An 18984-nucleotide genomic window follows, 5' to 3' on the forward strand; every position below is an offset into this window, starting at 1 on the left:
CGGAGTTGATATTTTAAAGTGAGTACATGTAAACTTTTTTGTACTAATTAGGGTGGAACCGCGGGATTATGCTCTCGTCCCTAAGCTGTAACAGGCTTAGAGACGGGGGCTTTTTATATTTTATTTAATTTAAGGAGTGCATAAATCATGTCAGTAGAAAAAACAATGGACAAAATCGTCGCAATGGCGAAGCATCGGGGCTTTGTTTTTCCAGGCTCTGAAATTTATGGCGGTTTAGCAAACACTTGGGATTATGGTCCACTTGGAATTGAGTTGAAAAATAATGTCAAAAAAGCATGGTGGCAGAAATTTGTACAAAGCTCTCCGTACAATGTTGGATTAGATGCGGCTATTTTGATGAATCCAAGAACATGGGAAGCATCAGGACATATTGGTAATTTCAATGACCCGATGATTGACTGTAAACAATGTAAAGCAAGACATCGTGCCGATAAATTAATTGAAAATGCATTAGATGAAAAAGGAATTGAAATGGTTGTCGATGGCCTGCCATTTGAAAAAATGGAAGAGCTCATTAAGGAGCATGACATCGCTTGTCCCGACTGTGGCAGCAAAGACTTCACATCCATTCGCCAGTTTAACCTAATGTTTAAAACACACCAAGGTGTAACGGAAACAAGTGCTAACGAAATTTTCCTTCGTCCAGAAACAGCGCAAGGTATTTTCGTAAACTTTAAAAATGTGCAACGCACAATGAGAAAGAAACTGCCATTTGGTATTGCCCAAATCGGGAAAAGTTTCCGTAATGAAATTACGCCAGGAAACTTTACCTTCCGGACAAGAGAATTCGAACAAATGGAGTTGGAATTTTTCTGCAAGCCAGGTGAAGAACTAAATTGGCATGAATACTGGCAAAATTTCTGTGAAAATTGGTTGCTTTCATTAAAAATGACGAAAGAAAATATCCGTCTTCGTGAACATTCAGAAGAAGAGTTATCACACTACAGCAATGCTACAACAGATATTGAATACAAATTCCCATTTGGCTGGGGTGAACTTTGGGGTATTGCTTCCCGTACAGACTATGACTTAAAACAGCATATGGAATATTCAGGCGAGGACTTTAATTATCATGATCAGGAAACAAATGAGCGCTTCATTCCATATTGTGTTGAACCATCACTTGGGGCAGATCGCGTAACATTGGCATTTTTAGTGGATGCGTATGACGAAGAAGAGCTAGAGGACGGCACATCTCGCTCAGTTATGCACTTCCATCCAGCGCTTGCTCCATATAAAGCAGCAATCCTGCCGCTTTCTAAAAAGCTGTCTGATGAGGCGCGCGCAATTTTTGAAGAGCTTTCCAACTACTTCATGGTTGACTTTGATGAATCAGGCTCCATCGGCAAACGTTACCGCCGCCATGATGAAATCGGGACACCATTCTGTATCACCTATGATTTTGATTCAAAGGAAGACAATATGGTAACTGTTCGCAACCGTGATACAATGGAGCAACAGCGGATGCCAATTGCTGATTTGAAGAAATTTATTGAAGAAAAAATTAAGTTTTAATTTTTAATAAAGGGGGTGTTCGACATGAACACTCCCTTACAATTCTTGACTGACACTTCTTTTGTTTACAAAACCCCGGTTTTTCTGTACCTTAAAATAAAGGAAATGCTTTCTATATTTTCCACCATGTATAAAATTTCTCATTGTTGACATATCTTTAAATAGAGGGTTGTACACAATTACACTATTTTTTAGTTATGGGAGGGATGAGAAATGTCATTTTTGAAAATTGCTTTTGATACGATAAAAGTTTTTATATTATTTACCGGCTGTACGTTGCTTTTTTATTATGGAATTATTTGGATAAATCAAGAATATGAACAGTACCACCGTTACGATGAGCCAGAAGGAGGTGCCTTGAAGGTTTCAGCATCAATCGATGATTATACACCATCCTGGGTCGATCGACTGATTTATTTTTATCAAAATGGGGAGTAGTAAAAGGAGCCTGTATGTATGAATAACCACTTAGAAGCTTTTTTGCAGTATTTAATGGTAGAAAAACGGGCCGCAGACAATACGGTGCAATCGTATCGCAGGGATTTAACACAGTATATCAATTATTTAGAGGCAGTCGAAATTGTGTCCTTTGAAGCTGTAAGGAGAATTCACATCATCAATTTTTTGTCATTTTTAAAAGAACAAAAAAAAGCTTCCGCAACCATTTCAAGAAATATTTCATCCATTCGTGCACTGCATCAATTTCTTTTGCGTGAAAAAATGACAACGACAGATCCCAGTGTAATAATTGAGTTGCCCCAACATGAAAGAAGGCTCCCAAAGGTGCTTACGCAAACCGAAGTGGAGTCTTTATTAAATACCCCAAAACTCGACAATGATTTTGGGATACGTGATAAAGCAATGCTGGAAGTTTTATATGCAACCGGAATTCGTGTATCAGAACTCGTTTTATTAAATGTTGGCGATGTTCATGTAGCTCTAGGCTTTGTGCGTTGTGTAGGAAAAAATAAAAAAGAAAGAATCATTCCGTTAGGTAAGATTGCCTGTGAGGCATTAACATTATACATAGAAAAGGCACGTGCTACATTGCTGCGAAATCATGAAAATGTGGCCTTGTTTCTCAATCACCATGGTCAAAGACTGTCAAGGCAAGGATTTTGGAAGATCCTTAAAAATATCGCAAAGGAAGCGAACATTGACGATGAAATAACACCACATACGCTTAGACATTCATTTGCCGTACATTTATTAGAAAACGGCGCCGACCTGCGGGCCGTTCAAGAAATGCTTGGTCATGCAGATATTTCGACGACGCAAATTTACGCTCAAGTGACAAAAACTAGATTAACAGATATATATAAAGCATACCATCCGCGCGCATGAAATTTGCCATCGGTGGTCTGACATTGGGCGATGAAATATTGATTGTATTTATCACCATGAAAGGGAAATTACTAAAGGTTAGGAGGTCGTTTACATGAAATTTAAGCGAATTTTTTTAATTGTGATGGATTCAGTTGGAATTGGGGAGGCTCCAGACGCAGAGAAATATGATGATAAAGGTGCAGATACGCTCGGACATATCGCAGAGTATATGAACGGATTGAAGATGCCGAATATGGCCAAGCTTGGTTTAAGTAACATTAGGGAATTAAAAGGTGTTCTAGTAGCAGAACGGCCTTTAGCTCATTATACGAAGATGCAGGAAGCCTCAGTTGGTAAAGATACGATGACAGGCCATTGGGAAATGATGGGCTTACATATTGATACACCGTTTCAAACATTTCCAAACGGCTTTCCGAGTGAGCTAATTTCAGAACTTGAAGAACGTACGGGACGCAAGGTGATTGGCAATAAACCTGCTTCCGGTACTGAAATTCTTGTAGAACTTGGGAAGGAACATATGGAAACAGGCAATATTATTGTATATACATCTGCAGATTCTGTATTACAAATCGCGGCTCATGAAGAAATTGTGCCGCTTGATGAGCTTTATAACATTTGTAAAATTGCCCGCGAGCTTACGTTAAATGAAAAATATATGGTTGGACGCATCATTGCCCGTCCATTTATCGGTACACCAGGAAACTTTGAAAGAACCCCAAATCGCCACGATTATGCCTTAAAACCGTTTGACCGGACGGTAATGAACGAATTAAAGGATCACCAATATGAGGTAATTGCCGTTGGGAAAATTTCCGATATCTTTGACGGCGAAGGCGTTACGAAAAGCTTGCGCACGAAATCAAATTTAGATGGGATGGACCGCTTAAATGATACATTTAAACGCGAGTTTACTGGTTTGAGCTTTTTAAACCTTGTTGATTTTGATGCAAAATTCGGCCATCGCCGTGATCCAGTTGGCTATGGAAAGGCATTGGAGGAGTTTGATGAGCGCTTAGGTGAAGTTTTTGAACTCATAAACGATGATGATTTACTAATGATAACAGCCGACCATGGCAATGACCCTGTCCACCACGGTACAGACCATACTCGTGAGTATGTTCCGTTACTTATTTTTCATAAAGGAATTGAGGTTGGCAAACAGTTGCCAATATCGAAAACGTTCGCCGATATTGGGGCTACGATTGCCGATAATTTTGGTGTCCCAATGCCGAAGTACGGGGAAAGCTTTCTTAATAGTATTTAAGGGAGATGAATAAATGGATAAACAGCCGTTCAAGCAAGCAGCAAATTATATTCAATCGAAAAGTAAGGGTTCGCCAACACTTGGTTTAATCTTAGGATCAGGACTCGGAATTTTAGCTGATGAAATTGTCAATCCAGTTAAAATTCCATATCATGATATTCCAAATTTCCCTGTATCAACTGTTGAGGGGCATAAGGGACAGTTGGTCATCGGCAATTTAGAAGGTGTTCAAGTTGTGACCATGCAAGGAAGATTCCATTATTATGAGGGCTATTCACTTGATAAGGTAACTTTCCCGATTCGGGTGATGAAACTGCTTGGTGTCGAGAAGCTGATTGTTACCAATGCTGCAGGTGGTGTCAATATATCCTATGCTCCCGGAGATTTAATGCTTATCAAAGACCACATTAACAATATGGGAGAAAATCCATTGATAGGACCAAATGATCCGGCCTTCGGCGTACGCTTTCCTGAAATGTCAACAGCGTATTGCGAGCAGCTCCGTGAAAAAGCAAAGCAAGTGGCCTCTAGGTTAGTACTCTCCATCAAAGAAGGAGTCTATGTTGCCAATACTGGACCAAGTTATGAAACACCGGCAGAAATCCGGATGATTCGAAAGCTTGGCGGGGATGCGGTCGGGATGTCTACTGTGCCGGAAGTGATCATTGCCAGACATAGTGGCCTTAAAGTATTGGGAATATCCTGCATATCCAATATGGCTGCAGGGATCCTCAATCAGCCATTAACGCATGACGAAGTGATTGAAACCACTGAAAAGGTAAAAGAACAGTTTCTTACGTTCGTGAAAGAATTGGTTAAGGTTATCTGACCAGTTGTTGAAAAAAGTGACGGAGACATGTGAAGCCTTGCCAAATGAGGATAATAATAGCATTGTGAGTTGGATAAATGTCCGCATTTCTGCATTTTGAGGACAAATATTGTGATGGGAGTGCGAAATCTGTCTTCATTTCCGTGGTAAGATTAATATTATTATAACGAAAGAGCACCAAATCAAAAGGAGTGACAGTAATGGAAAATCTTCTCGCAAAAATGAAAGAAGCGGTCTTCTACATAGAAAATCAAACGAAGGTAAAACCGACAATTGGCCTAATATTAGGTTCGGGATTAGGTGAACTGGCTGATGAGATTGGAGATGCAGTAAAAATCGATTACAAGGATATTCCCCACTTTCCTGTTTCGACTGTTGAAGGCCATGCAGGGAAACTGGTCATTGGCAAACTAAAGGGGAAAGCTGTTTTAGCGATGCAAGGAAGATTCCATTATTATGAAGGTTACTCGATGCAAGAGGTCACCTTTCCTGTCCGTGTTATGAAAGGACTTGGCATTGAAGCGATTTTCGTTACAAACGCCTGCGGCGGGATGAATGAGAGCTTCCAGCCGGGCGACTTAATGATCATTACTGACCATTTGAATATGACAGGAGCCAATCCATTAATTGGGCCGAATGAAGCGGAACTTGGAGTACGCTTTCCGGATATGAGCCGTGCTTATACGCCACAATTAGTGAAACTAGCAATGACAACAGCTCAAAAATTAAATATAAACGTGCAACAAGGGGTATATGCCGGAATCTCTGGGCCAACTTATAATACACCAGCTGAATTAATCATGCTTCGTAATCTTGGCGGTGACGCTGTCGGCATGTCTACTGTGCCAGAGGTGATTGTTGCCAGCCATATGAAAATGAAAGTACTGGGCATCTCATGTGTTACTGATATGGCAATTGGTGAAGACTTGGAGCCATTAACACATGAGCAAGTGGTTGAGGTTGCCAATCGAACGAAACCAAAGTTTATCAATCTTGTCAAAGAACTAGTTACTGCTCTTTAGTTCAGAACAAATCATAATGATAAATTAAGGCAGGGGTTAATTGGGATGAGAATGGTTGATATAATAGAGAAAAAACGGGACGGAAAAGAGCTATCGAAAGAAGAAATTCGCTTTATCATTGAAGGTTATACGAACGGCACGATACCGGACTACCAAATGAGTGCTTTCGCGATGGCTGTATTTTTTCAAGGCATGGCAGAAAAAGAGCGGGCAGAATTAACATTAGCGATGGTCGACTCCGGGGATAAAATTGACCTTTCGGCGATTGAGGGAATTAAAGTTGATAAACATTCCACAGGTGGAGTCGGTGATACGACAACTTTGGTATTAGCCCCATTGGTAGCTTCTGTTGGTGTACCGGTAGCAAAAATGTCAGGCCGTGGTTTAGGCCATACAGGCGGTACGATTGACAAATTAGAGTCAATCAGTGGCTTTCACGTTGAGCTTGAAACGAAGCAATTTATCGACCTGGTTAATAAAAATAAAGTCGCTGTCGTCGGCCAAAGCGGCAATTTAACACCAGCTGATAAGAAGCTGTACAGTCTTCGCGATGTGACGGCAACGGTGAACTCAATCCCATTAATTGCAAGCTCCATCATGAGCAAAAAAATAGCCGCCGGTGCAGATGCAATTGTTTTAGATGTCAAAACGGGCGCTGGAGCTTTCATGAAAGATTTAGAGGATGCCAAAGAATTGGCAAAAGCAATGGTTGATATCGGCAACAATGTCGGCCGCAGAACGATGGCCATTATCTCAGATATGAGCCAGCCTCTCGGATTTGCAATCGGCAATGCGCTGGAGGTCGAAGAAGCAATTAATACCTTAAAAGGCAAGGGACCGAAGGATTTGGAGGAGCTTTGTTTAACTTTGGGAAGCCACATGGTATTTCTTGCTGAAAAAGCAGCTTCACTCGACGAAGCACGAAATATATTAGCAGAAGCCATTCAATCTGGGGAGGCTTTTGAAAAATTTAAAACATTTATCGTAGCTCAAGGTGGCGATCCGTCAGTTATTGAAAACCCGGAAAAGCTACCAAAAGCCCGTTACCAATTCCCATTGGAAGCAAAAGAAGATGGTTGGGTGGAAGCGATTATCGCTGATGAAGTGGGTAAGGCCGCGATGCTCCTAGGAGCTGGGAGAGTAACAAAGGAATCAACCATCGATTTGGCCGTCGGACTTGTGCTCCGTAAAAAAATTGGAGATCCGGTAAAAAAAGGCGAGGCGCTTGTCACAATCCATAGTAATACAGAAAATATTAGTGATATACAGGAACTGCTATATCAAAGTTTTAAAATATCATCAACTGAAACAAAAGCACCGCCATTGATTTACGATAAAATTTCATAGACACTGCGCAAAAAAAGGTATCCCTATAATGGGATGCCTTTTTGTTTGTTTTTGGAACAAATGTATCGTCCCTATTTTTCAAATAATAAAGTGTAAATATTGGTATAAAACATCAAAATATGGAAAAAATGTCGAGTATAAAGTTTTCAATTTAATGAAAGTATGTCTTTTGAAAAAAAGGAGGGAGATTATGTTTAAGAAACGAGAGTCAAAGATTTTAATATGTTTCATATTTTTGTTTACACTCCTGTCACCGACTGCATTTGCAGAAGAATCTAAAGTTGACCTGGCAGACAGCGCTTCTTCCGCTATTTTAATTGAACGAGATACGGGTACAGTGCTTTATGAAAAGGAAGCAGATAAAAAGCTACCCCCGGCGAGTATGACAAAGATCATGACGATGCTATTAATTATGGAGGCATTGGATGAAGGGAAAATTAAGCTTAATGACAAGGTTAGAACAAGTGAATATGCTGCTTCGATGGGAGGGTCGCAAATCTTTCTCGAGCCAGGAGAGGAAATGACAGTAGATGAAATGCTAAGAGGGATTGCGATAGCGTCTGGTAATGATGCATCTGTTGCGATGGCGGAACATTTAGCTGGTTCTGCAGACGCATTTATTGCCATGATGAATGACAAGGCGAAGGAGCTGGGGCTCAAAAACACAAGCTTTAAAAATCCTACAGGGTTACCGGCGGTCGAGCATTATAGTACCGCACATGATATGGCAATAATGGCAAAAGAATTATTGAAGTATGATGGGATTACAAAATATACAGGCACATATGAAGATTATTTACGGGAAAATACCGATAAAAAGTTTTGGCTGGTCAACACGAATCGCTTAGTAAAGTTTTATCCAGGGGTGGATGGTGTTAAAACCGGTTATACGAGTGAGGCTAAATATTGTTTAACAGCAACAGCAAAGAAAGACGACATGAGGGTGATTGCGGTCATCATGGGGGCGCCGTCACCGAAGGACCGCAACAGGCAGATTACAAAAATGTTAGATTATGCATTTAGTCAATATCAAACCCACCCAATGTATGAGAGGAATTACCCTCTTTCTAAAGTAAAGGTTTCAAAAGGGGACAAACCCTCTATAAATGCTGTTACATCTGAACATATCTCCTTGCTTACGAAAAAGGGAGAAAACATAAAGGATATTGAGCAAGAAGTTATTTTAAATGAGAACCTAAAAGCCCCCATTCATAAAGGGGATGAAATCGGAAAGCTTTTTTTGAAAAAAGGCGATAAAATCATCGTGGAGAGTCCATTAGTAGCTAATACAGATGTTAAGGCTGCTTCATGGTGGAAGTTATTTAAGCGAACAGTGGGGGATTTTGCCAAATTTTCTAGTTAGTTTTAAAAAAACTTACGAATAAACACTAGTTTTGTCATGTTGCAGGAAATTGATCAGTAGGCAGCGAAAAGACTCACTTAAGACTTTCAGATTAGGAGGAATTTGAGTTGAGTCTAATCATCAATTTGGAGACAAAAAAAGATGTACTGCTCATCCGCTTACAAGGTGAGCTAGACCACCACACAGCAGAGAATTTACGAAATAAGGTTTCTGAGAAAATCGAAAAAAATAATATTCACCACATTGTTTTGAATTTACGGGAATTAACATTCATGGATAGTTCAGGATTGGGTGTGATCTTAGGCCGCTATAAACAAATTCAAAGTCAAGGTGGGGAAATGGTTGTATGTTCCATTTCACCTGCTGTAAAAAGACTTTTTGATATGTCAGGGTTATTTAAAATCATTCGTTTAGTAGATGATGAACAATATGCCCTAAAAACGTTGGGGGTGGCCTAAGTGAGAAACAAAATGGAATTGAAATTTTCAGCACTCAGTCAGAACGAATCATTTGCCCGTGTAACGGTAGCAGCGTTTATAGCTCAATTGGATCCAACTTTAGATGAATTAACTGAAATTAAAACGGTTGTATCCGAAGCCGTTACGAATGCAATCATCCATGGATATGAAAAGAATCCAGATGGTGAAGTTTATATTTCAGTTATTTTAGAGGATGGAGTTGTTCATTTAACGATCAAAGATGAAGGGATTGGCATCATTGATCTTGATGAAGCAAGACAGCCGCTGTTTACAACAAAACCTGAATTAGAACGTTCGGGAATGGGCTTCACCATTATGGAGAATTTCATGGATGATATCATCATTGAATCTGAAATAAATAAAGGGACTACCATTCACTTAACTAAATACTTAGCTAATAGTAAAGCTTTATGTAATTAAGGAGATCTGCCTATGGATGTGGAGGTCAAAAAGCAAAAAACGGAAGCGTACTTAAAGGACCATGAAGTAAAGGAATTAATTGAGAAGAGCCAAGTCGGCGATCAGGAAGCTCGTGATTTAATCGTTCAAAAAAATATGCGGCTTGTCTGGTCTGTCGTGCAACGATTTATCAACCGCGGCTATGAACCAGATGACCTGTTTCAAATTGGTTGTATTGGGTTACTGAAATCTGTTGATAAATTTGACCTATCCTATGATGTGAAATTTTCAACCTATGCAGTTCCAATGATTATTGGCGAAATCCAGCGCTTTATAAGGGATGATGGGACGGTAAAAGTAAGCCGGTCATTAAAGGAAACGGGAAATAAAATAAGGAAGGTCAAAGATGACCTAACGAAAAGGTATGGAAGAGCACCGACGATTACAGAAATCGCCGAGGAGCTTGAAATCTCCCCGGAGGATGTTGTATTAGCCCAAGAAGCGAGTCGTACGCCTTCCTCCATACATGAAACCGTTTATGAAAACGATGGAGATCCGATTACACTTCTTGACCAAATTGCGGATCATTCAGAAGCTAGATGGTTTGATAAGATCGCCCTTCAAGAAGCGATAAGGGGTTTGGATGAAAGAGAACGGCTCATTGTTTATTTGCGATATTATAAAGACCAAACCCAGTCGGAGGTTGCAGGGAGGCTAGGTATATCACAAGTCCAAGTATCACGGCTTGAGAAAAAAATTCTTCAGCAAATGAAAGAACAAATGGATGAGATAGACTCGGGGAGGGTCTAACTCATCCTTTTTTTGTTTTTCAAGCCATTTATTGGACTTACATTTTTCGAATGAGTCATGAATTCCACATCCATACTACAAATACAAGGAATTGGCACATGCGAATGTGAGGTGTACTAAATGGAAGAGGAAACGATTTATCTTAGGATGCGGCTCAGGTTACAAGCAGCTCCGGATTCAATCATCACGCTTGGGGACATCGCCCAAATCATTGGTCCTGATGAAATCCTAGGCATTTTACGGGATTTGCCTGTACACCGAATTTCTAAAAGTGATAAAAACATTGTAGTCATTGATCTTATGAGAGTAATCGCTGTGATTCAAAGCTTTAAATCTTCAATCGATATTCAAACCATCGGACCAACGCAAACGATTATTGATGTTATGTATAAACAAAAAAAACCGCCAATAGCCTTTCTAATCCTCGTGTGGTTCTTATTATTTATCGGATCAGCGATTGCCATTATGAATTTTCATGAGGATGTTTCCATGCTACAGGTGCATCAAAAGTTATTTTACATCGTGACAGGTGAAAATATAGAAAAACCATTGCTATTGCAAATCCCATACTCATTTGGGTTAGGGATTGGGATGATTCTATTTTTTAATCATTTCTTTAAAAAGCGCTTAAATGAAGAACCAAGTCCTCTAGAGGTTGAAATGTTTAAATATCAACAAGAGTTGGATCAATACGTCATTATTAATGAAAACAAAGAAACCATCAAAAGAGTAGGCCATGACTCTTAAAATTTTGATAACAATGTTTGTTGGTTTTGCTGGGGGACTTACAGTGGGTGCAGGTTTTGTAGCGTTTCTTGCCGTACTTGGGATCATCCCAAGACTTACACAATTAACAAAAACAATGAAATATATTTACCTGTATGAATGGAGTGTTGTCCTTGGAGCCACTGCGGGGGGATGGATTGGCTTAAGGGAAACCATCTATCATTTTTCTTCCTTGTTCATGATTCCAATTGGGCTGGCAGACGGTATATTTGTTGGAATGCTGGCAGCCGCTTTAACAGAAGTGCTGAATGTATGGCCAATATTAGCGAAAAGGATTGGTGTACAGGAAAGTTTGATTATTCTCCTTACGGCTATTGTTTTTGGCAAGATTTTTGGGTCATTGTTCCATTGGGTTTATTTTGTTGATTTGATGAAACATTCATAACAGCGGAGGATTTTAATGGCAGAGAAACTAATGAAAGAAAACTATAAGGAGCAGATAAAATCTTTTCAGCCCAAATCATCACACTTTCTCAATAGCTTGAAAGCGTATGTAATCGGAGGCCTTATTTGTCTGATTGGCCAAGTCGTACAAAATGCATATATATTTTTTTATAATGTATCAGATTTAATCGCAAGCAACTTAACGCTGGCGACGTTAATTTTCATCACAGCTTTATTAACCGGTATTGGGATATTTGATAAACTTGGACAATTTGCAGGCGCAGGTACGCTTATACCTGTAAGTGGATTAGCAAATTCAATGGCGAGTGCAGCGCTTGAGCATAAGAGCGAGGGCATCGTATTAGGAATCGCGGGTAATATGTTTAAAATTGTAGGGGCTGTACTTGTATATGGAGTAGTAGCTGTCTCCATTATTGGGTTTATCCGTTATTCAGTAAAAATACTATTGACATAAAAGGGTGATCCAGATGGGCCGATTAGGTAAGCAATCCTGGGAATTTCAAAACGATATTTTTGTTTATTCAACCGGCACCGCTGTTGGACCAATGGAAATGGCTGGGCCGCTTGGGCCAAGTTTTGATATAAAATATGATCATCTTCATTGCGGCGAAAAAAACTGGGAGCTTGCGGAAAGAAAGTTGATGGAAGATTCGATTGCTGCTTGCTTAGGTAAAGTAAATCTGAGGGCAGAGGATATTGACTTATTTCTAGCAGGGGACCTTTTAAATCAAAATATTACCTCCAACTATGTTGCTAGAGGAAATCAAATTCCATTTTTATGCATGTTCAGCGCATGTGCAACTTCAATGGAAACGTTAGCTGTCGCTTGCTCATTAATTGACGGCGGCTTTGCAGACAAAGTATTGGCATCTGTAAGCAGCCATAATGCAACTGCGGAACGGCAATTTCGGTTTCCTACCGAGTTTGCAGTACAGAAACCGGATACTGCGCAGTGTACAGTTACGGGGGCGGGGGCGATTTTAGTTGGCAAGGAAAAAGGTCCTGTAAAAATAACAGCTGCTACGATTGGCAGGGTTGTTGATTTTGAAATCGCAAATCCCTTAGATATGGGCTCTGCCATGGCCCCGGCGGCAGCTGATACGATTATTACTCACTTTCGTGATTTGAAAAGAACACCAGATGATTATGATTTAATCGTAACAGGGGATTTGTCCGGGATTGGTGCAACAATCTTAAGAAAAATGCTTTCCGATGAGGGCTATAATGTCGGTGCCAAATATAATGATTGTGGCTTGATGATTTATCATAAAACCCGTGAAGTATTCGCAGGTGGAAGCGGGTGTGCATGTTCGGCGGTTGTTACCTATGGTCATCTTATAAAAGAAATCATTGCTGGCAGTTTTAAAAAGGTTCTTGTAGTTGCAACAGGTGCATTATTAAGCCCGATTATGGTTCAACAAAAGGAGACAATTCCCACTATTGCCCATGGAGTTGTCTTTGAAAGGGTTGAAGAGACATGATGGAATACATCATCGCTTTTCTTGTCGGTGGCTTTATTTGTATGATTGGTCAAGTATTAATGGACAAAGGGAAACTTTCTCCATCCCATATTATGAGTTCCTTTGTTGTTGCTGGAGCAATCTTAGATGGTTTTGGTTTATATGATAAACTTATTGATTTTGCGGGAGCAGGTGCTACCGTACCTATTACGGGCATTGGGCACTCTTTAATGCATGGGGCAATGGCAGCCTCTCGTGAGCAGGGCTTTTTAGGAATTGCAACGGGTATGTTTCAATTTATATCAGTAGCGATGTCAGCTGCTATTTTGTTCGCTTTTTTAGTAGCACTTATCTTCCAGCCAAAAGGGTGATCATTTTATGAAACGAAAAGTGATATTGGTAACCGATGGTGATGAATATGCAAATAGTGCGATAAAGTTTGCTGCAAAAAAGGTTGGAGGCCGCTGTATTTCTCAATCAGCGGGGAATCCAACGAAATTGTCGGGAGAAGAAATGGTTAAATTAGTGAAAACAGCAGCTTCTGAACCTGTGTTTTTAATGTTTGATGATAGTGGTGTAACAGGTGAAGGCTGCGGCGAAAGGGCGTTAAAATACGTTGCTAAGCATCCTGATATTGAAGTTCTTGGTGTGATCGCCGTTGCGGCAAGAACAAGATATAACGAATGGACCAGAGTCGATGTGTCCATCGATCGGGATGGAAATTTAACTGAATTTGGTGTTGATAAAAATGGTTTGCCTGATATAGAAATTGGCAGAATAAACGGTGACACGGTTTACGTTCTAGATGAAATTGATGTGCCAATTGTTGTTGGGGTAGGAGATATTGGGAAAATGGCAAGATATGATTCTGTAAAAAATGGCTGTCCGATTACAATGAACGCTGTGCAATTAATATTGGAAAGGAGTGGATATTATGACAACCAATACTAAAGAAAAAAAGCCGATTTCACCATCCATCACTGTAAATGAGAAGTTTCTAAAGGATCGTGTTGGGATTGGAACGAGCTTTGACTTAGGTGTACGTAAAATTAATATTTTAAAAAAAGAAGTCCATCTATACTATTTAAATGGATTATGCGATTCTGCTTATATAATTGAGTTGTTAAAAGAACTGGTTGAAATTAATGACAATGAAAAAAGTTTTAAAACTGTAGTCAAAGATGTGATTCATAATCGCCTTGTTCATCAACAAGTGGAAACGGCAAATGATATGGACAAGGTTGTCGATCAACTGCTTTCTGGACTTATCATTATCATGATTGATGGGGAGAACAGCGCCTATATTATTGATGTAAGAAGCTATCCTGGCCGTAATCCAGAGGAACCGGATACAGAAAAAGTCGTTCGAGGTGCAAGGGATGGCTATACAGAAAATATTATTGTTAATACAGCGTTAACAAGAAGACGCATACGTGACGAACGGCTACGACACGAAATCGTAAAAGTCGGCGAACGATCGAAAACGGATGTCTGTATCGCCTATCTCCAAGATGTGGCGGACCCGAATCTCGTTGAAATCATTAAAAAGGAAATTAAGGAAATCGAAATTGATGGAGTTCCAATGGCAGACAAAACCATTGAGGAATTTCTTGTAAAACAAGGGTGGAATCCATACCCGTTGGTAAGGTATACAGAAAGACCGGACGTTGCCGCGGCCCATTTATTGGAAGGGCATGTCATCATTATGGTTGATACATCGCCGAGTGTTATTATTACACCGACAACCTTTTTCCATCATGTTCAACATGCCGAGGAATATCGCGAAACCCCTGCGATTGGTGCCTTTTTGCGTTGGGTACGTTTTATCGGGATGATCGCTTCTGTTTTATTAGTGCCGCTTTGGTATTTATTTGTGAAAAATCCTGATTTGCTTCCAGAAGCATTAGATTTTATTGGTCCAAATAAGAAATATAACATTCCAATTATTGTGCAGCTTATTCTGGCGAATCTAGGAATCGATATATTGCGGATGGCAGCTATTCATACCCCCACGCCGCTGTCTACAGCGATGGGCTTAATTGCCGCTGCGTTGATTGGGCAGATTGCCATTGATGTAGGTCTCTTCTCGGCTGAGGTAATCCTTTATGTGGCTGTTGCTGCGATTGGCTCGTTTGCAACACCAAGCTATGAATTAAGTGTAGCCAATCGGGTTGTTCAAATACTTTTACTGTTTGCCGTCTTCTTTTTCAATGTGCCTGGATTTGTAATTGGTTTAACAGTTGTCATCTTATACTTGGCTTCCTTACGTTCGCTCAATACACCATTTTTATGGCCGTTTATGCCATTTAATCCAAAGGCCTTTTTCCAAATTCTCGTTCGTGTGGCAATGCCTTTAGATAAAACAAGACCTAAGATTACACATCCGCGTAATGATTCAAAGCAACCCACAAGAAAACCATTATTAAATTAATCAATTGAAAAAGTTTAACTATTGCCAATTATATAATCGATATGGTAAAGTTGAATATATTAAAAATTAATTTACAACATCAGGCTGTCACAAAAAATGTCAGACAAATTATAGGGCTTCCTATATATGACGGATATTTTTTAAGACAGCTTTTCTTGGTATAGATTAGACAAGGGGGAAATGTATGTTTTTTCATGGAACAAGTCGCGTGAATGAGGCAGGTCATCTTGAAATAGGCGGAGTGGATACAGTTGAGTTAGCAAAGGAATATGGAACTCCGCTATTTGTATATGATGTAGCCTTAATGAGAAAAAGAGCAAGAGCTTTTAAAGAAACATTTGAGAAACTTCAAGTAAAAGCACAAGTGGCCTATGCAAGCAAAGCATTCTCTACGATTGCCATGATCAATGTGGCGGAAGAGGAAGGTTTAAGTCTTGATGTAGTTTCTGCAGGTGAGCTATATACTGCATTAGCAGCAAACTTTCCAGCAGAACGAATCCATTTCCACGGTAATAATAAAAGCGTTGAAGAAATAAGGATGGGTATTGAAGCAGGAATTGGCTGTTTTGTTGCCGACAATTTTTATGAACTTGAATTATTGCAAAAAATAGCCTCTGAAAAAGATAAAAAAGTGGCAGTATTACTGCGCATCTCTCCAGGGGTGGAGGCGCATACACATGATTATATTAGTACTGGACAAGTTGACTCCAAATTTGGTTTTGACCTTAAGAGTGGACAGGTTGAAAAAGCAATTGAAACTACAAGAACTTTAGAAAACCTAGAGCTTTTAGGAATTCATAGCCATATCGGTTCACAAATATTTGAAACAGCAGGATTTCTAATGGCTGTTGAGACAATATTTGGAGCAATCGAGAGATGGTCAAAGGAATTGAATTTTGTTCCAAAGGTCTTAAATTTAGGTGGCGGCTTTGGAATTCGATACACGGAGGAAGACGATCCAATACCACCAGAAAATTATGTGGCAGCGATTATTGATAAGGTTAAATCACATGTTGATCATCTAAACATCAATATACCCGAAATTTGGATTGAACCTGGACGCTCCATTGTTGGTGATGCCGGTACTACATTATATTCTGTCGGATCCAATAAAGAGATTCCTGATGTAAGAAAATATTTGGCTGTTGATGGCGGCATGGGCGATAACTTAAGACCGGCTTTATACCAAGCAAAATATGAAGCAGCACTTGCAAATCGTGTAAACGATGTTGCCGAAGAAACTGTCTCGATTGCTGGAAAGTGCTGCGAATCAGGAGATATGCTGATTTGGGACTTACCACTTCCAAAAGCAAATCCTGGCGATATTTTAGCTGTCTTTTGTACAGGTGCCTATGGTTATTCAATGGCGAACAATTATAATCGTATTCCAAGACCTGCTGTTGTTTTTGTTGAAAATGGTGAAGCACAGCTCGTTGTAAAACGCGAAACTTATGAGGATTTAATTCATTTGGATTTGCCTTTAAAAAGTAAACTTAAAATGAGCTAAAAAGTAAAAACAAGTATTAACGATTGTGTCCTATATAAAATAGGACACTTTTTATTTTCCCAATTTTATGTTATAAATAAAAGCAACATACCTATAATCAAAATGGATATACATAGAAAGGTTGACGGTAATGGAAGAAAAGAAACATACTCCCTCTAATTTTATTAAAAATATAATTTTAGAGGATGTAAACGAAGGAAAATACGAAGAGATTATCACAAGGTTTCCTCCTGAACCAAATGGCTATTTACATATCGGACATGCAAAATCAATTATCCTAAATTTTGATCTTGCTGATGAGTTTGAGGGAAAAACCAATTTACGCTTTGATGATACAAATCCATTAAAAGAAGACACTGAATACGTTGAGTCCATTAAGGAAGACGTGAAATGGCTCGGCTATGATTGGGATAATCTGTTTTTTGCTTCGGATTATTTTGAAGAAATGTATAATCGCGCACTAGTTTTAATTGAAAAAGGAAAAGCATATGTCGATGATTCGACACCTGAAGAGATCCGGGAAATGCGAGGCACACTAAAGGAGCCAGGGAAGGAAAGCCCATACCGAAACAGAACTGTAGAAGAAAATCTTGATCTCTTTAAAAGAATGCGGGCCGGAGAATTTAAAGATGGAGAGAAAGTTCTTCGTGCAAAAATCGATATGGCTTCACCGAATATTAACATGAGAGATCCAGTTATTTATAGAATTGCTCATGCTACACATCATAATACAGGTGATAAATGGTGCATTTATCCAATGTATGATTTCGCGCACCCGCTTGAGGATGCAATTGAAGGTGTGACCCATTCCATTTGTACATTGGAATTCGAGGATCATCGCCCGTTATATGACTGGGTTGTGCGTGAATGTAAGATGGAATCTCAACCGAAACAAATTGAATTTGCTCGCTTGAATATAACAAATACAGTTATGAGCAAACGAAAATTGAAGTTGCTTGTAGATGAAGGCTATGCTGATGGCTGGGATGATCCAAGAATGCCAACGATATCCGGATTAAGAAGAAAAGGGTATACACCAGAAGCAATTCGTGCCTTTTGTAAAGAAATAGGGGTTGCCAAAGCCTATAGTATTGTAGATGAACAAATGCTCGAGCATTTTGTGAGAGAGGATTTAAAACTGAAGGCACCGCGTACGATGGGAGTGGTTCGCCCACTAAAGGTTGTTATAACCAATTATCCTGAGGGAGAAGTGGAATGGCTTGAAGCTGAAAACAACCCGGAAAATCCGGAGATGGGTGTACGGCAAATTCCTTTTTCTAGAGAAATATATATTGAACAAGATGATTTTATGGAAAACCCGCCTAATAAGTATTTTCGTTTATTCCCTGGTAATGAAGTTCGCTTAAAGCATGCTTATTTTATTAAATGTCATGATTTCGTTAAGGATGAAAATGGGGAAGTAATTGAAATTCATTGTACCTATGATCCGGAAACAAAAAGCGGCACTGGTTTTACAGGACGTAAGGTGAAAGGGACATTACATTGGGTTGAAGCTAGTAATGCAAAACCTGCCGAATTTCGATTATACGAACCTTTTATTTTAGATAAAGAAGAAAATGAAGAAGAGGAAGGAAAAACATTTTTAGATTATGTTAATCCTAATTCACTCGAAATACTACAAGGGTTTGTTGAACCGGATATGATGAAAGCGAGTATCCATGATAAATTCCAATTTTTTAGACATGGATACTTTAATGTTGATTCAAAGTACACCACTGCCGATAAGAAGGTTTTCAATCGGATTGTGTCATTAAAAAGTTCTTTTAAACTGTAAACACCATAATTGTGCAAAAAGCGTCTGGTATTGTCACCAGACGCTTTTTTATTTGTAAATGCAAGGAAATATGTTTCATTATTTTCCAAAAATGTGAACGAAATATGAAAAAGCAAAAAAATATTCTGTTTTTTCTATAATGCGACAGGATTTTTATTTTTCTTTGTAGAAATTAAAAAAAGAAAAAATAATGGCAGGAGGTGA

At 39.3% G+C, this 18984-nt stretch carries 20 protein-coding genes; all 20 read left to right on the forward strand.

The genetic code is table 11. The features are described 5' to 3' along the window. Nucleotides 1-147: 147 nt before the first annotated feature. The gene (locus tag ACNQFZ_RS17575; RefSeq protein ID WP_458412600.1) at nucleotides 148-1536 is read left to right on the forward strand and encodes a glycine--tRNA ligase; all 1389 of its coding nucleotides are present in this window, start codon (nucleotides 148-150) and stop codon (nucleotides 1534-1536) included. Between the two features lie 213 nt (nucleotides 1537-1749). Further along, a complete protein-coding gene (locus ACNQFZ_RS17580; protein ID WP_458412601.1) occupies nucleotides 1750-1974 on the forward strand; it encodes a YqzK family protein in 225 nt (74 codons plus the stop codon). Between the two features lie 18 nt (nucleotides 1975-1992). Beyond that, complete coding sequence (gene xerD / locus ACNQFZ_RS17585) at nucleotides 1993-2880, forward strand: site-specific tyrosine recombinase XerD (protein WP_458412602.1); 888 nt, start codon at nucleotides 1993-1995, stop codon at nucleotides 2878-2880. A gap of 94 nt (nucleotides 2881-2974) precedes the next feature. Further along, complete coding sequence (deoB, locus tag ACNQFZ_RS17590) at nucleotides 2975-4147, forward strand: phosphopentomutase (protein WP_458412603.1); 1173 nt, start codon at nucleotides 2975-2977, stop codon at nucleotides 4145-4147. A gap of 13 nt (nucleotides 4148-4160) precedes the next feature. After that, the gene (locus tag ACNQFZ_RS17595; RefSeq protein ID WP_458412604.1) at nucleotides 4161-4976 is read left to right on the forward strand and encodes a purine-nucleoside phosphorylase; all 816 of its coding nucleotides are present in this window, start codon (nucleotides 4161-4163) and stop codon (nucleotides 4974-4976) included. Between the two features lie 200 nt (nucleotides 4977-5176). Continuing rightward, nucleotides 5177-5998, forward strand: a complete 822-nt coding sequence (locus tag ACNQFZ_RS17600) for a purine-nucleoside phosphorylase (RefSeq protein WP_458412605.1) — start codon at nucleotides 5177-5179, stop codon at nucleotides 5996-5998. 45 nt (nucleotides 5999-6043) lie between these two features. Continuing rightward, nucleotides 6044-7345: a pyrimidine-nucleoside phosphorylase gene (locus ACNQFZ_RS17605; protein ID WP_458412606.1), complete on the forward strand. Its 1302-nt coding sequence runs from the start codon at nucleotides 6044-6046 to the stop codon at nucleotides 7343-7345. Nucleotides 7346-7535: 190 nt separating this feature from the next. Then, nucleotides 7536-8708 carry a D-alanyl-D-alanine carboxypeptidase family protein gene (locus tag ACNQFZ_RS17610; protein ID WP_458412607.1) on the forward strand — a complete coding sequence of 391 codons (1173 nt, stop codon included), beginning with the start codon at nucleotides 7536-7538 and terminating at the stop codon, nucleotides 8706-8708. 107 nt (nucleotides 8709-8815) lie between these two features. Continuing rightward, complete coding sequence (spoIIAA, locus tag ACNQFZ_RS17615) at nucleotides 8816-9166, forward strand: anti-sigma F factor antagonist (protein WP_458412608.1); 351 nt, start codon at nucleotides 8816-8818, stop codon at nucleotides 9164-9166. Beyond that, a complete protein-coding gene (gene spoIIAB / locus ACNQFZ_RS17620; protein WP_458412609.1) occupies nucleotides 9167-9607 on the forward strand; it encodes an anti-sigma F factor in 441 nt (146 codons plus the stop codon). Nucleotides 9608-9619: 12 nt separating this feature from the next. After that, on the forward strand, nucleotides 9620-10396 hold the full coding sequence (gene sigF / locus ACNQFZ_RS17625; RefSeq protein WP_458412610.1) for an RNA polymerase sporulation sigma factor SigF: 777 nt from the start codon (nucleotides 9620-9622) through the stop codon (nucleotides 10394-10396). A gap of 120 nt (nucleotides 10397-10516) precedes the next feature. Further along, on the forward strand, nucleotides 10517-11143 hold the full coding sequence (locus ACNQFZ_RS17630; protein ID WP_458412611.1) for a stage V sporulation protein AA: 627 nt from the start codon (nucleotides 10517-10519) through the stop codon (nucleotides 11141-11143). Then, nucleotides 11133-11567: a stage V sporulation protein AB gene (locus tag ACNQFZ_RS17635; RefSeq protein WP_458412612.1), complete on the forward strand. Its 435-nt coding sequence runs from the start codon at nucleotides 11133-11135 to the stop codon at nucleotides 11565-11567. Before ACNQFZ_RS17630 ends, ACNQFZ_RS17635 begins: the two co-directional genes overlap by 11 nt. 15 nt (nucleotides 11568-11582) lie before the next feature. Next, nucleotides 11583-12041 (forward strand): stage V sporulation protein AC, encoded by a 459-nt coding sequence (gene spoVAC, locus ACNQFZ_RS17640; protein WP_458412613.1) that lies wholly within the window; start codon nucleotides 11583-11585, stop codon nucleotides 12039-12041. 13 nt (nucleotides 12042-12054) lie between these two features. Next, nucleotides 12055-13068 (forward strand): stage V sporulation protein AD, encoded by a 1014-nt coding sequence (gene spoVAD / locus ACNQFZ_RS17645; RefSeq protein WP_458412614.1) that lies wholly within the window; start codon nucleotides 12055-12057, stop codon nucleotides 13066-13068. Next, on the forward strand, nucleotides 13068-13418 hold the full coding sequence (gene spoVAE, locus ACNQFZ_RS17650; RefSeq protein WP_458415438.1) for a stage V sporulation protein AE: 351 nt from the start codon (nucleotides 13068-13070) through the stop codon (nucleotides 13416-13418). The genes spoVAD and spoVAE overlap by 1 nt, the downstream gene beginning before the upstream one ends. Before the next feature lie 7 nt (nucleotides 13419-13425). Then, nucleotides 13426-13998, forward strand: coding sequence for a stage V sporulation protein AE (locus ACNQFZ_RS17655; RefSeq protein WP_458412615.1), 573 nt, complete (start codon nucleotides 13426-13428; stop codon nucleotides 13996-13998). Then, nucleotides 13982-15478, forward strand: coding sequence for a spore germination protein (locus tag ACNQFZ_RS17660; protein WP_458412616.1), 1497 nt, complete (start codon nucleotides 13982-13984; stop codon nucleotides 15476-15478). Before ACNQFZ_RS17655 ends, ACNQFZ_RS17660 begins: the two co-directional genes overlap by 17 nt. Before the next feature lie 184 nt (nucleotides 15479-15662). Then, on the forward strand, nucleotides 15663-16985 hold the full coding sequence (gene lysA, locus ACNQFZ_RS17665) for a diaminopimelate decarboxylase (protein WP_458412617.1): 1323 nt from the start codon (nucleotides 15663-15665) through the stop codon (nucleotides 16983-16985). Between the two features lie 130 nt (nucleotides 16986-17115). Then, on the forward strand, nucleotides 17116-18780 hold the full coding sequence (locus tag ACNQFZ_RS17670) for a glutamine--tRNA ligase/YqeY domain fusion protein (RefSeq protein ID WP_458412618.1): 1665 nt from the start codon (nucleotides 17116-17118) through the stop codon (nucleotides 18778-18780). Nucleotides 18781-18984: the final 204 nt, after the last annotated feature.

The sequence above is a fragment of the Schinkia acidoalkalinis genome (assembly GCF_054301215.1).

Bases quoted from the DNA above. Each gene is read 5' to 3' on its own strand.
- ACNQFZ_RS17575 (WP_458412600.1), top strand. From the start codon at position 148: ATGTCAGTAGAAAAAACAATGGACAAAATCGTCGCAATGGCGAAGCAT.
- ACNQFZ_RS17580 (WP_458412601.1), top strand. From the start codon at position 1,750: ATGTCATTTTTGAAAATTGCTTTTGATACGATAAAAGTTTTTATATTA.
- xerD (WP_458412602.1), top strand. From the start codon at position 1,993: ATGAATAACCACTTAGAAGCTTTTTTGCAGTATTTAATGGTAGAAAAA.
- deoB (WP_458412603.1), top strand. From the start codon at position 2,975: ATGAAATTTAAGCGAATTTTTTTAATTGTGATGGATTCAGTTGGAATT.
- ACNQFZ_RS17595 (WP_458412604.1), top strand. From the start codon at position 4,161: ATGGATAAACAGCCGTTCAAGCAAGCAGCAAATTATATTCAATCGAAA.
- ACNQFZ_RS17600 (WP_458412605.1), top strand. From the start codon at position 5,177: ATGGAAAATCTTCTCGCAAAAATGAAAGAAGCGGTCTTCTACATAGAA.
- ACNQFZ_RS17605 (WP_458412606.1), top strand. From the start codon at position 6,044: ATGAGAATGGTTGATATAATAGAGAAAAAACGGGACGGAAAAGAGCTA.
- ACNQFZ_RS17610 (WP_458412607.1), top strand. From the start codon at position 7,536: ATGTTTAAGAAACGAGAGTCAAAGATTTTAATATGTTTCATATTTTTG.
- sigF (WP_458412610.1), top strand. From the start codon at position 9,620: ATGGATGTGGAGGTCAAAAAGCAAAAAACGGAAGCGTACTTAAAGGAC.
- ACNQFZ_RS17630 (WP_458412611.1), top strand. From the start codon at position 10,517: ATGGAAGAGGAAACGATTTATCTTAGGATGCGGCTCAGGTTACAAGCA.
- ACNQFZ_RS17635 (WP_458412612.1), top strand. From the start codon at position 11,133: ATGACTCTTAAAATTTTGATAACAATGTTTGTTGGTTTTGCTGGGGGA.
- spoVAC (WP_458412613.1), top strand. From the start codon at position 11,583: ATGGCAGAGAAACTAATGAAAGAAAACTATAAGGAGCAGATAAAATCT.
- spoVAD (WP_458412614.1), top strand. From the start codon at position 12,055: ATGGGCCGATTAGGTAAGCAATCCTGGGAATTTCAAAACGATATTTTT.
- spoVAE (WP_458415438.1), top strand. From the start codon at position 13,068: ATGGAATACATCATCGCTTTTCTTGTCGGTGGCTTTATTTGTATGATT.
- ACNQFZ_RS17655 (WP_458412615.1), top strand. From the start codon at position 13,426: ATGAAACGAAAAGTGATATTGGTAACCGATGGTGATGAATATGCAAAT.
- ACNQFZ_RS17660 (WP_458412616.1), top strand. From the start codon at position 13,982: ATGACAACCAATACTAAAGAAAAAAAGCCGATTTCACCATCCATCACT.
- lysA (WP_458412617.1), top strand. From the start codon at position 15,663: ATGTTTTTTCATGGAACAAGTCGCGTGAATGAGGCAGGTCATCTTGAA.
- ACNQFZ_RS17670 (WP_458412618.1), top strand. From the start codon at position 17,116: ATGGAAGAAAAGAAACATACTCCCTCTAATTTTATTAAAAATATAATT.